This window comes from Arthrobacter citreus, assembly GCF_038405225.1.
Taxonomy (GTDB): domain Bacteria; phylum Actinomycetota; class Actinomycetes; order Actinomycetales; family Micrococcaceae; genus Arthrobacter_B; species Arthrobacter_B citreus_A.
In genome coordinates, this window is record NZ_CP151657.1 from 666,088 (window position 1) to 676,905 (window position 10,818).

At 67.6% G+C, this 10,818-nt stretch carries 12 protein-coding genes; 9 read left to right on the top strand and 3 right to left on the bottom strand.

The window, feature by feature from the left end:
• Nucleotides 1-82 precede the first annotated feature (82 nt).
• On the bottom strand, nucleotides 83-706 hold the full coding sequence (locus tag AAE021_RS03135) for a nicotinamidase (protein ID WP_342024209.1): 624 nt from the start codon (nucleotides 704-706) through the stop codon (nucleotides 83-85).
• 2 nt (nucleotides 707-708) lie between these two features.
• The gene (locus tag AAE021_RS03140; RefSeq protein WP_425362440.1) at nucleotides 709-2,040 is read right to left on the bottom strand and encodes a nicotinate phosphoribosyltransferase; all 1,332 of its coding nucleotides are present in this window, start codon (nucleotides 2,038-2,040) and stop codon (nucleotides 709-711) included.
• Nucleotides 2,041-2,120: 80 nt separating this feature from the next.
• Between AAE021_RS03140 and clpS the strand changes: the two genes are divergently transcribed.
• From clpS to AAE021_RS03180, 8 genes are all read left to right on the top strand, one after another.
• Nucleotides 2,121-2,429 (top strand): ATP-dependent Clp protease adapter ClpS, encoded by a 309-nt coding sequence (clpS, locus tag AAE021_RS03145; RefSeq protein ID WP_342024211.1) that lies wholly within the window; start codon nucleotides 2,121-2,123, stop codon nucleotides 2,427-2,429.
• 114 nt (nucleotides 2,430-2,543) lie between these two features.
• Nucleotides 2,544-3,101, top strand: coding sequence for a DUF2017 domain-containing protein (locus AAE021_RS03150; protein ID WP_342024212.1), 558 nt, complete (start codon nucleotides 2,544-2,546; stop codon nucleotides 3,099-3,101).
• Between the two features lie 59 nt (nucleotides 3,102-3,160).
• The gene (murI, locus tag AAE021_RS03155; RefSeq protein ID WP_342024213.1) at nucleotides 3,161-4,225 is read left to right on the top strand and encodes a glutamate racemase; all 1,065 of its coding nucleotides are present in this window, start codon (nucleotides 3,161-3,163) and stop codon (nucleotides 4,223-4,225) included.
• Nucleotides 4,222-5,073, top strand: a complete 852-nt coding sequence (locus AAE021_RS03160) for an MBL fold metallo-hydrolase (protein ID WP_342024214.1) — start codon at nucleotides 4,222-4,224, stop codon at nucleotides 5,071-5,073. Before murI ends, AAE021_RS03160 begins: the two co-directional genes overlap by 4 nt.
• A 27-nt stretch (nucleotides 5,074-5,100) precedes the next feature.
• The gene (gene rph, locus AAE021_RS03165) at nucleotides 5,101-5,886 is read left to right on the top strand and encodes a ribonuclease PH (protein ID WP_341393674.1); all 786 of its coding nucleotides are present in this window, start codon (nucleotides 5,101-5,103) and stop codon (nucleotides 5,884-5,886) included.
• A complete protein-coding gene (gene rdgB, locus AAE021_RS03170) occupies nucleotides 5,883-6,512 on the top strand; it encodes an RdgB/HAM1 family non-canonical purine NTP pyrophosphatase (protein ID WP_342024215.1) in 630 nt (209 codons plus the stop codon). Before rph ends, rdgB begins: the two co-directional genes overlap by 4 nt.
• 142 nt (nucleotides 6,513-6,654) lie before the next feature.
• Nucleotides 6,655-7,362 carry a DedA family protein gene (locus AAE021_RS03175; protein WP_342024216.1) on the top strand — a complete coding sequence of 236 codons (708 nt, stop codon included), beginning with the start codon at nucleotides 6,655-6,657 and terminating at the stop codon, nucleotides 7,360-7,362.
• A 62-nt stretch (nucleotides 7,363-7,424) separates the two neighbouring features.
• Nucleotides 7,425-8,435: an exonuclease domain-containing protein gene (locus tag AAE021_RS03180; RefSeq protein ID WP_342024217.1), complete on the top strand. Its 1,011-nt coding sequence runs from the start codon at nucleotides 7,425-7,427 to the stop codon at nucleotides 8,433-8,435.
• Nucleotides 8,436-8,489: 54 nt separating this feature from the next.
• Here AAE021_RS03180 and AAE021_RS03185 read toward each other — a convergent pair whose 3' ends face one another.
• The gene (locus AAE021_RS03185; protein WP_342025292.1) at nucleotides 8,490-9,563 is read right to left on the bottom strand and encodes an ADP-ribosylglycohydrolase family protein; all 1,074 of its coding nucleotides are present in this window, start codon (nucleotides 9,561-9,563) and stop codon (nucleotides 8,490-8,492) included.
• 220 nt (nucleotides 9,564-9,783) lie between these two features.
• Here AAE021_RS03185 and AAE021_RS03190 point away from each other — a divergent pair, with 220 nt between their 5' ends.
• Complete coding sequence (locus AAE021_RS03190) at nucleotides 9,784-10,812, top strand: MIP/aquaporin family protein (protein WP_342024218.1); 1,029 nt, start codon at nucleotides 9,784-9,786, stop codon at nucleotides 10,810-10,812.
• The last annotated feature ends 6 nt before the right edge of the window (nucleotides 10,813-10,818 follow it).

The following is a 10,818-nucleotide window of genomic DNA, read 5'->3' on the forward strand; positions in this document are numbered from 1 at the left end:
ACTGCACTTCCCAGCGCTGGGAACTGCAGTTTCCGCCATTTCGATGTGGGCCAGGGGGGGCGGGCAGGAGGGAAAAGGTGCCCTACAGGTCCAGCAGCTCCACGCCGGCGTCTTCCAGCTCGGCCAGCGCGGCCCTGGTTCCGGCGCGGTCGATGCCGCGGCACAGGTCCGGGATGACAAACGTGTCATAGCCGGCGGCAATGGCGTCCAGGGCTGTGGCACGGACACAGTAGTCGGCGGCCAGGCCCACGATCACCACTTCCTCGACGTCGTTCTCGCGCAGCCAGTCGTCCAGACTGACGGTCTCGGCCGGGTCCGGCGGCACAGCCGCGGCGTCCAGGTCACCGGTGGGAACCTCGTCTTCCGGGGCGAGCACGCCTTCGAAGCCGGAGTACGCCGCTTCATACTGTCCCTTGCGGAAGAAGGCATCGATGTGTTCGGTGTCCAGGTCCGGGTGCAGGCTGGCGCCGGTGCTTCCGGCCACGCAGTGCACCGGCCAGGAGTCCTTGTAGTCCGGGGTTTCGGAGAAGTGGGACCCGGGCTCAATGTGCCAGTCCTGCGTAGCGGCCACGACGTCGTAACGTCCCAGGGTCGATTCGATGTAGTCGGTGATTTCCGACGCTGTGTCGGTGCCGCCGGGAACAGCGAGGGATCCTCCTTCGCAGAAGTCGTTCTGGACATCGACAACAATAAGGGCGCGCGTCATTCTCACTCCTCGTATTCGGTGGGTATGGCCGGTTCTCCGCGCTGCAGGCGGTTAACCGAAGTCGGCAGTTCCGCCAGGGAATCGGTGTGCCTCTTGGCGGCCCGGTCCACGGCAGCGGCTCCGGTCCAGCCGGGAAGGATTTCGCCGTCGGCCACAAACTGCTCCAGCAGCGGGCGGTCGTTGCCGTCGTCGAGCGGGCGGTGGCCGATGCCGATAACTTCGGCGGTGGCCGTGCCGCGCTCATCCAGCCGGCGCAGCGCGTACTTGCGCCCGCCGCGGGAAGCCTTGTTCTTGGCGGCCTTGGCCACCGAAACAAACTCGTGGTTGTCGTCTTCGCGGCTGACCAGTTTGTACACCAGGCCGGCCGTCGGTGCGCCGGATCCGGTCACCAGGGATGTCCCCACACCGTACGCGTCCACCGGGGCGGAGGCCAGAGCCGCAATGGCGTATTCGTCCAGATCCGAGGTCACCATGATCCGGGTGTCCGTGTTGCCCAGCTCGTCCAGCAGTCCGCGCACCCACTTGGCCTGGGCCACGAGGTCCCCGGAATCCAGCCGGACCCCGCCCAGCTCCCGGCCCGCGGCGGCGACGGCGTTGCGGACGCCCTGCTCGACGTCGTACGTGTCCACCAGCAGGGAAGTGCCGGCTCCGAGGGAACCGATCTGCGCTTCGAAGGCGTCAGTCTCGCTGTCATGCAGGAGGGTGAAGGAATGGGCGGCGGTGCCCACGGTCTTCAGGCCGTAGCGGCGCCCGGCCTCCAGGTTCGAGGTCGAGTCGAAGCCGGCGATCATCGCCGCGCGGGCCGCTGCCACCGCCGATTCCTCGTGCGTGCGGCGCGAACCCATTTCCACGCAGGGCCGCCCGCCGGCGGCGGTGACCATCCGGGACGCCGCGGAGGCGATGGCGCTGTCATGGTTCAGGACCGACAGCAGGAGCGTCTCCAGGATGCAGGCCTCGGCGAAGCTGGATTCCACGGTCAGGATCGGCGAATGGGGGAAATAGGCCTCGCCTTCCGCGTAACCGAAGATGTTTCCGGAGAACCGGAAGTCAGCGAGCCACTTCAGCGTGGGCGCGTCCACCACCGAGGTGTTCTCGAGGAACGCAAGCTGGTCGTCGTCGAACCGGAAAGCGGCCAGGGCTTCGAGGATCCGGCCGGTGCCGGCCACCACCCCGTACCGGCGTCCGTCCGGCAGCCGGCGGCCGAAAACCTCAAAGACGGAGCGGCGGGAAGCGGTGCCCGAGTGCAGGGCAGCCTGCAGCATGGTCAGCTCATAATGGTCTGTATACAGGGCGGCATTGGGCTGGCGCCAAGCGTTGGTGCTGTTCACAGTCAAAACTCTATCCCCCGTTCGCTTATTGAGTAGAAGGCTGACTCCGGCGGTTCGGCTACCGGGCCCACCCTACAATTGGAGTCATGACTTTGAGCACTGCGCCCGGAACCGACACCCTCGAGCGCGCTGACACGGAGTCGCTGGTCAGCAGTGACGTGCCCTGGGTGGTGATTGTCTGGAATGACCCGGTCAATCTCATGAGCTACGTCAGCTATGTGTTCCGCAGCTACTTCGGTTACTCCGAGGCCAAAGCGAACCGGCTGATGATGGAAGTCCATGAACAGGGGAAATCCGTGGTGGCAACCGGATCCCGTGAATCCGCCGAGCGGGACACCGTGGCCATGCACTCCTTTGGACTGTGGGCCACGTTCCAAAAAACCGACGAGCCCTGACCCGTACCGCGGGCAGCCTCTCGCCAGCGGCACCCCCCCCTGCACCAGGGGCACCCCGCACCAGCGGCAACAGCAGCAGGACAGCCCGGCATCTGCCGGCGGATAGGACAACACGTGGCAAGCGGATTCAAAACCACCCGCAAGGGAATCACTGCATCATTGGACGCGGGGGAGCGGGAGCTGCTGCGCAGCCTCTTTAATGACGTGCTGGGCATGCTGGAACCGGATACCCCGGCGGACGCCGATCCGCTCGCTGCCATGGTGGGTTTGGACACCACCGCCAGTGTCCCGTCCGACTCCGCGCTGCACCGCCTGCTGCCCAACGGAGTGCAGGGGGACGACGCCGAAGCCCTGGAATTCCGCCGCCTCACCGAGCGCTCGCTGCGGGAAAGCAAGACCGGCGCACTGCGTGCCGCGGCCCTGTTGCTGGAGTCCAAACCGCTGCTGCTCAATGCCGAGCAGGCCCAGTATTTTGCCCGCGCCCTCAACGATGTCCGGCTTGTCCTTGCCGACCGGGTGGGGCTGGAAACCGACGAGGACGCCGAGCGGCTGCACGGCATCACTGACCCTTCCCAGGCGCAGGACGTGGACGGCTACCTGGCCCTGGTGTACAACTTTGTCACCTGGCTGCAGGAGACCCTGATGCAGGCCATGAACCGCTCCCTGCTGTGACCAAGCGCACGCCCCGATGAGTTCGCAGCGGGGAACCGGGGGACTATTCTCGATACATTATGAGCTCTGACCCGGAAAGTTCCTCGCTGATGACGGAGCCGCTGCAGGACGCACCGCGCAAGCAGGCGCCTGAACGCACCATCGCGCCGCAGCACAGCGGACTGCCGCACGGAAACAACGCGGACGCGCCCATCGGCATCTTCGACTCCGGGGTTGGCGGCCTGACGGTTGCGCGGGCAGTGATTGACCAGCTGCCCAATGAGTCCATTCTTTACGTGGGCGACACCGCCCGGGGACCCTACGGTCCGCTCCCCATCGCCGAAGTGCGGGCCAACGCCCTGGGCGTCATGGATGAACTGGTGGATTCCGGCGTCAAGCTCTTGGTCATCGCCTGCAACACGGCGTCGGCCGCCGTGCTCCGCGACGCCCGGGAACGCTACACCCGCCGCTACGGCATCCCGGTCATCGAGGTCATCCAGCCGGCTGTCCGCCGCGCCGTTGCGGCCACCCGGTCCGGGCGGGTCGGCGTGATCGGCACGGAGGCCACCGTGGGCTCGCGTGCCTACAATGACACCTTCGCCGCGGCGCCGCACCTGCAGATCGCATCCGTGGCCTGCCCCGCCTTTGTGGATTACGTCGAAGCCGGGGTCACCGCCGGGCCGGATCTGCTGGCCACTGCCGAGGAATACCTGGCACCGCTGAAAGCCCAGGACGTGGACACCGTGGTGCTCGGATGCACCCACTATCCACTGCTGACCGGCGTGATCTCCTATGTGATGGGCGACGGCGTAACGCTGGTGTCCAGCGCCGAGGAAACAGCCAAGGACGTGTACCGTGCGCTGATCTCCCATGATCTGCAGCGCACCGCGGCCACCGCACCGGACTACCGGTTCCTGGCCACGGGGGACTCCGCGTCCTTTGAACTGCTGGCCCGGCGTTTCCTCGGACCCGAGGTCCTGAGCGTTGAGCACGTGGACAACGTGGCAGCCCACTATCCCACCGGAAGCCTGGCCCGGATCACCCCGGCCATGGCTGCGGCGGACCGCTTCACCCGCACCGGACCCAGCCCCATCCATGACGAGAACGGAAGGCCGCCCGGCGCCCTTCGGAACGGCACCGAATGAAACTGACCATCGTGGGCTGCAGCGGATCCTTCCCCGGCCCGGCGTCGCCCGCCTCCTGTTACCTCGTCACCGCCAACGACGGCGTCCGTGACTGGCGCATCCTGCTGGACCTGGGCAACGGCTCACTGGGCGCGCTGCAGCGCTACATGGACCTGCGCGACATCGACGCCGTCCTCCTGACGCACCTTCATCCGGACCACTGCATGGATCTGTGCGGGCTGCACGTGGCGGTGCACTGGGACCCGGCCGGATGGAACCGTGACCGGATCAAGGTCTGGGGACCGAAGGACACCGCGGACCGGATGGCCACCGCGTACGGTCTGCCCACGGATCCGGGGATGCACGAGGACTTTGAGTTCATGAGCTGGAACAGCCGCCAGCCGGTCAGCATCGGACCGTTCACCGTCACGCCCTACCCGGTGCGGCATCCAGCGGACGAGGCCTACGCGCTGCGGGTCGAGGCGAAGTGCGCCGGCCCGGACGGCAGCACGGCGCTGCACACCCTGGCCTATTCCGGAGACACCGACTCCTGCAGCGGATTGGAGGAGGCCGCCCGCGACAGCGATGTCTTCCTTTGCGAAGCAGCCTTCCACGAGGGCCGCGACGACGCGATTGACGGTGTGCACCTGACCGGGAAGCGGGCCGGCGCCGCCGCCTCCGCCGTCAACGCCCGCCGGCTGCTCCTGACCCACCTGCCGGTGTGGAACGATGCCAACGCCTCAGTGGCGGAAGCCCGGGAAACGTATGCCGGTGACCTGGCGGTGGCCGTGGCCGGCGTTTCCTATGAGGTTGGCAGTCCGTTCACGGCTCCGCTGGCTGTGGACTCCCGGATCCAGCCCGCCGGCTAACGGGAGCCCGGCCGATAGACTGGGCGCATGACTACCGCTGCAAACAGCCCCTCTTCCTCAACGCCTGCCGCCGGTTCCGCCGTCGTGCGCTCCGACGGCCGCACGCCCGACCAGCTGCGCAGCATCACCATCACCCGCGGATGGTCCAAGCAGGCCGAAGGATCCGCGCTGATCGAGTTCGGCAATACGCGCGTGCTGTGCACCGCATCGCTCACCCCCGGCGTCCCGCGCTGGCTCAAGGGCGAAGGCAAGGGCTGGGTCACCGCCGAATACGCGATGCTGCCCCGCGCCACCAACACCCGCAACGACCGCGAATCGGTCAAGGGCAAGCTCGGTGGGCGCACGCACGAGATCTCCCGGCTGATCGGCCGCTCGCTGCGCTCCATCATCGACACCAAGGCCCTGGGCGAAAACACCATCGTCCTGGACTGCGACGTGCTGCAGGCGGACGGGGGCACCCGCACCGCCGCCATCACCGGCGCCTACGTGGCGCTGGCGGACGCCCTGGCCTGGGCCAAGGACAACAAGCTCATTGCCCGCAACGCCCAGCCCCTGCTGGACACGGTGGCTGCAATCAGCGTTGGCATTATTGACGGCGTTCCCATGCTGGACCTGCCGTATGTGGAGGACGTCCGCGCCGAAACCGACATGAACGTGGTGGTCACCGGCTCCGGGAAGTTCGTGGAGGTCCAGGGCACCGCCGAGGGCGCTCCCTTTGACCGGGACGAGCTCAACGCCCTGCTGGACCTGGCACTGCTCGGCACCTCCGAGCTGGCTGAAATCCAGCGCCGCACGCTGGGTGAAAGCGCGTGACCCAGATCCCCGCGGGAGCCCGGCTGGTCCTGGCCACCCGCAACCAGGGCAAGCTGCGGGAACTGCGCGAACTGCTGCGCGGACGCATCGAGGGGCTCGACGTCGATACCCAGGTGATCGACGCGGCGGCCGCCGGCGTGCCTGACGTGCCCGAAACCGGAGTGACGTTCGAAGAGAACTCCCTCCTCAAGGCCCGCGCCGTGGCCGACGCAACCGGCCTTGCCGCCATCGCAGACGACTCCGGCCTGGCCGTGGACGTCCTGGGCGGAGCCCCGGGCATCTTCTCCGCGCGCTGGGCCGGCCGGCACGGGGACGACGCCGCGAACCTTGACCTGCTGCTGGCCCAGCTCGCTGACATTCCGGCAGCGCACCGGGGCGCCGCCTTTGTGTGCGCTGCGACACTGGCGCTGCCCGGCGGCAAAGCAGTGGTGGAACGCGCCGAGCTGCGTGGGACGCTTCTCACAGAACGCCGCGGAGAGGGCGGCTTCGGTTATGACCCCGTGCTCCGGCCGGACGGTCTGGACCGCAGCACCGCTGAGCTGGCGCCGGAGGAGAAAAACGCCATCAGCCACCGCGGACAGGCGTTCCGCGCCCTGCTTCCGGCCATCGTGGACGCCCTGGCCTAACCGTTTCCTTCGGCCGCGAAAAAACCACTGGAGAAGCGGCGGGTGGCCGGCCGGAAAACGGCCGGCCACCCGCCGCTTTTGCCGCTGCCGGCAGTGTCGGGTTTCCGCCCGGGACCGTTCTTAGGGCAGAATTGGGGGCAATATGACTACACAGATTCTTGCCTCAGTTGCCACCGCCAGTACCGACGGATCGGCGCTGGGAGGGATCGCGGAGTGGGCCGTCAACATTATGGAGGCCATCGGAGCCCCCGGTGCAGGCCTGGCCATTGCCCTCGAAAACCTCTTTCCGCCGCTGCCCAGCGAGGTAATCCTGCCGCTGGCCGGGTTCGCCGCCAGCCAGGGAAACTTCTCTCTCCCCGCGGCGCTCATCTGGACCACCCTGGGCTCGGTGCTGGGTGCGTGGGTGCTCTACGGCATTGGCGCGTGGCTGGGGCGGGACCGGATGCGTGCCCTCGTGTCCCGGGTTCCCCTGGTCGACATCGAAGACGTGGACAAGGTGGAGGCCTGGTTTGACCGCCACGGCTACAAGGCAGTCTTTTTTGGCCGGATGATCCCCATTTTCCGCAGCCTCATTTCCATTCCCGCCGGCATCGAGCGGATGCCCATCTGGAAGTTCCTGGCACTGACGACGGCGGGAAGCCTGATCTGGAACTCCATTTTCGTTTTCGCGGGCTATTACCTCGGTGAGAGCTGGCACATCGTCGAGGAATACGCCGGGGTCTTCCAAAAGATCGTCATTGCCGCGGTGGTAGTTGCCGCCGTCTGGTACATCGTCAGCAAGGTCCGCTCGCACCGGCGGAAAAAGGCCGCGGGCCCGGTTGAGCCGGTGGAGCCGGCCGAGGGCGAGTAGCTCCCGCATCTCTGTTTGACCCGTCTGCAGCCTGCATCATCGTTTAAGGAACCGAACACCGCGTGGGAATTGAATTCACGGCCATCGACTTTGAAACGGCCAACGGATTCCGCGGTTCGCCCTGCTCGGTGGGACTGGTGAAGGTCCGGGACGGCGCCGTCGCCGAGGAAGCATCCTGGCTGATGCGCCCGCCGGAGGGACACGATTTCTTTGACCGGCGCAACATCCGCATCCACGGCATTGAAGCGGACATGGTTGCGGGAGCTCCCCGCTTTGGTGACCTGTTCCCCGAGATCGGCGCATTTATTGGCGCGGATCTGCTGGTGGCCCACAACGCCGCCTTTGACATGGGCGTGATCCGCTCGGCGCTGGAAGTGTCCGGTCTGCCCGGACCGGCCTATGACTACACCTGCTCCGTGGTGCACTCCCGCCGCACCTACAGCCTGCTCTCGCACTCCCTGCCCTTTGCCGCCGAGGCGGCAGGGGTACCGCTGCAGAACCACCACGACGCCGTCGAGGATGCCCGCGCCTGCGCCGGGATCATGCTCGACATTGTCCGGCGCAGCGGCGCCGCGGATATGGCCGGGTTTTTCGCCCTTCAGGGGATGGTGCCGTCCCGGCTCGAAGCGTACATTCCCGGCGTCGACCCCCTCTCCAAGGCGACCCGCGCAGCGCTGGAGCGGGGCACCGGATCGGAAGCCAAGGCAGCAGCAACCGGATGGACCGGCTGGCCCTCCGAGGGCGAAAACCCGCCGCCCAACCCGCTGGCCGATTCCAGCCATCCACTCTTCGGCCACACCGTGGTGTTCAGCGGAAACCTCGCAATGTCCCGGCAGCACGCCAAGAACTTTGCCGCTGACCTCGGGGCCCGCCCGGCCTCCAGCGTCACCCGCGCCACCACCATGCTTGTCATGGGCGACGGCTTCGAATCCGGAGACCTGCGCAACGGCGTCCTGACCGGCAAGGCCCGCCGGGTGCTGGACCTGCACGGCAGGGGCCAGCGCATCGAAGTTCTCTCGGAGGGGGAGTTCCTGCAGATGCTCGGCGGAACGTGGCAGGCCGGGGTGCAGTAACAGGCGAAGTAAGGTGCGGTGAGGGGACCGCAGGCGGAGCGCCGGTCAGGGCGGTTATGCGCCGGTCGCGGCTGCGAACTGCCGCGCCAGTTCCCCGATGACTTCCCGGCCTTCCAACGCGTCCAGCCAAGCGGCGGGCAATGCCGCGGCGCCGTGAAGGGTGCCCACGATATTGCCGGTGATGGAGCCGGTGGAGTCGCTGTCGCCGTCATGATTAACCGCCAACGCCACCGCGGCCCGGAAATGATCTTCCGGCGTCCCCTCGCCCGACGTCGCCAGGGCGGCGTAGACGCCGATGGCGAGGGCTTCTTCGGCCACCCAGCCTTCGCCCAGGGCCGCCGTGAGTTCCGCCGGCCGGACGGGACCTTTGGCGGCCAGCGCGACGGCGTCGGCCAGGCGTGCGGCAAGCTCGGCAACGCCGCTTTCACGGGCCCGGACCACAGCCGCTTCGGCGGCGTCCTGCAGCGAGGCTTCCGGGTCCAGCAGGTCATGGATCAGGACGCTGAACACTGCGGCGCTGTGCAGGGCTGAGGGGTGCCCGTGCGTCAGTGCGGCGGCGTCGCGGCTGAGGCCGTACACCATTTCCGGCTCGACATAGGGCAGCAGGCCGAAGGGGGCGGAGCGCATTACCGTTCCGCAGCCCTTCGAATCGGGGTTCACGGGGCGGAACGTGGTTCCCATGTCCGGCCCGGACAACCCGGACAGGCAGGCGTTGCCGGGAGCCCGGCGGTGATGCAGCACTTCCTGCGCGTCGATCCACCGCAGCGGCGGTGCCGGGGCGGCGGGGTCCAGCGCCACGCCCTGGGTCTTCAGCCAGCGCAGATACGCCAGCCAAATGCACGCCGTTTCATCGGCGCCCACGCCCTGGTTGGCCCACTCAAGGGCCTCGAGCAGCCCGTCGAGCGTGTAGAGGGTCATCTGCGTGTCATCGGAAAAGGGGACGGGCGCGGCGAGGGCCGCGAAGTCGCGCAGCCCGTCCGGGCCATAGGCGGCGCGGATCTCGGCCATCCCGGAAAACTCGACGGCGTACCCCAGTGCATCTCCCAGGGCACCGCCCAGCAGGGCGCCGAACACTTTTCCTGCTTGTCCCTGCAGGGGAAGATGAAAGGAGGACCCGCCGCCTGTCATGGCAGAAGAATCGGTCCGGGGCTGGTTTTCGGGGTTAGAGCTCACCGGTCCAGCATATCCAGCCTCGCACGCCGGGCGGGTCTTCAGTATCCTCCCAGCAGGAGATGGCAAGCTGGGTGAGTTTGCCCGGCGCGTGAGCAACTGCTTCGGGCCCGCGGAGGGCTTACCGCCATGGAAGCCCGATGTGCCACAACACCTAGGAAGAGGACACTTTTTGCCAATGAATGCCGAGCCCAACTCAACAGACGGCGCACGGGCAGTGCACCCTGCCGCCGGAACAGCGCCGCGGAAGCGTCTGCACAGCTACGGACTGCCGGCGCGCGCCGCCGCGGAGGCAGTGGGCGCGTTCCTCCTGGTCTTTGTTGGCGTCGGTCTTGCCTTCTTCAGTGCCACGGGCAGCGTCTCCTCTCCGCTGGGAGTGGGCCTGGGCGCTGCGGCAGCCATGGTGGCCTTTGGGTACGTCTCCGGCGGCCACTTCAACCCGGCCATCAGTGTTGCCAGCGCCGCAGCCGGACGCACCGAGTGGAAGGCCCTGCCGGTCTACATCGTGTCCCAGCTCATCGGCGCGGTCCTGGCCGTTGGAATCCTGTGGGTGGTCATCCAGGGCGTTCCCGAACTTGCTGAAACCCGCATGGTCTTCGCTGCCCTGGCCAACGGCTACGGCGAGCAGTCCGGCGCCGGCTTCCCGCTGGCCAGCGCGCTGCTGACGGAAGTTATCGGTGCCGTGCTGCTCACCGCCGTCTTCCTCGGTGCCACGTCCGGGCGCAGGCCGCTCGCTGGCGCCGCCTTTGCCGTGGGCGTGACCTACGCGGTCCTGCTGACGTTCCTGGCGCCGATTACCGGCGGCTCGCTCAACCCGGCCCGCTCCACTGCGGTTGCCCTCTTCGCCGAGGCTGCGGCGCTGGAACAGCTCTGGCTGTTCTGGGCGGCTCCCGTGCTGGGTGCGCTGATCACCGGACTGATTTACCGCAGCATCGATATGACCGCTGCCGACTCGGCTGAGCCGGATGCCGACGATGATGACGACTTTGATGTTGACGCCGAGGATTCCGCCGTCCACGCCGAAGCCGGAACGGCTTCTGACAGGGGAGCAACAGCCGCAGCGGCCCCAGCACCCACAACCGGAACCGGCACCGCGCATACCGGCGCGTCAGGCCGCGGCAGCGATGCCCGGAACGACGACGAAGCGCGCGGTTTCTTCGACGGGGACCAGGACACCGACGGCGGCAAGCCCGCCGGCAGGTCCTAACCGCCG

Excerpts from the sequence above, each read along its gene's own strand:
- AAE021_RS03185 (WP_342025292.1), bottom strand. The coding sequence starts at position 9,563 with ATGACAGGCGGCGGGTCCTCCTTTCATCTTCCCCTGCAGGGACAAGCA.
- AAE021_RS03135 (WP_342024209.1), bottom strand. The coding sequence starts at position 706 with ATGACGCGCGCCCTTATTGTTGTCGATGTCCAGAACGACTTCTGCGAA.
- clpS (WP_342024211.1), top strand. The coding sequence starts at position 2,121 with ATGACTTTGAGCACTGCGCCCGGAACCGACACCCTCGAGCGCGCTGAC.
- rph (WP_341393674.1), top strand. The coding sequence starts at position 5,101 with ATGACTACCGCTGCAAACAGCCCCTCTTCCTCAACGCCTGCCGCCGGT.
- AAE021_RS03175 (WP_342024216.1), top strand. The coding sequence starts at position 6,655 with ATGACTACACAGATTCTTGCCTCAGTTGCCACCGCCAGTACCGACGGA.
- AAE021_RS03160 (WP_342024214.1), top strand. The coding sequence starts at position 4,222 with ATGAAACTGACCATCGTGGGCTGCAGCGGATCCTTCCCCGGCCCGGCG.
- AAE021_RS03190 (WP_342024218.1), top strand. The coding sequence starts at position 9,784 with ATGAATGCCGAGCCCAACTCAACAGACGGCGCACGGGCAGTGCACCCT.
- murI (WP_342024213.1), top strand. The coding sequence starts at position 3,161 with ATGAGCTCTGACCCGGAAAGTTCCTCGCTGATGACGGAGCCGCTGCAG.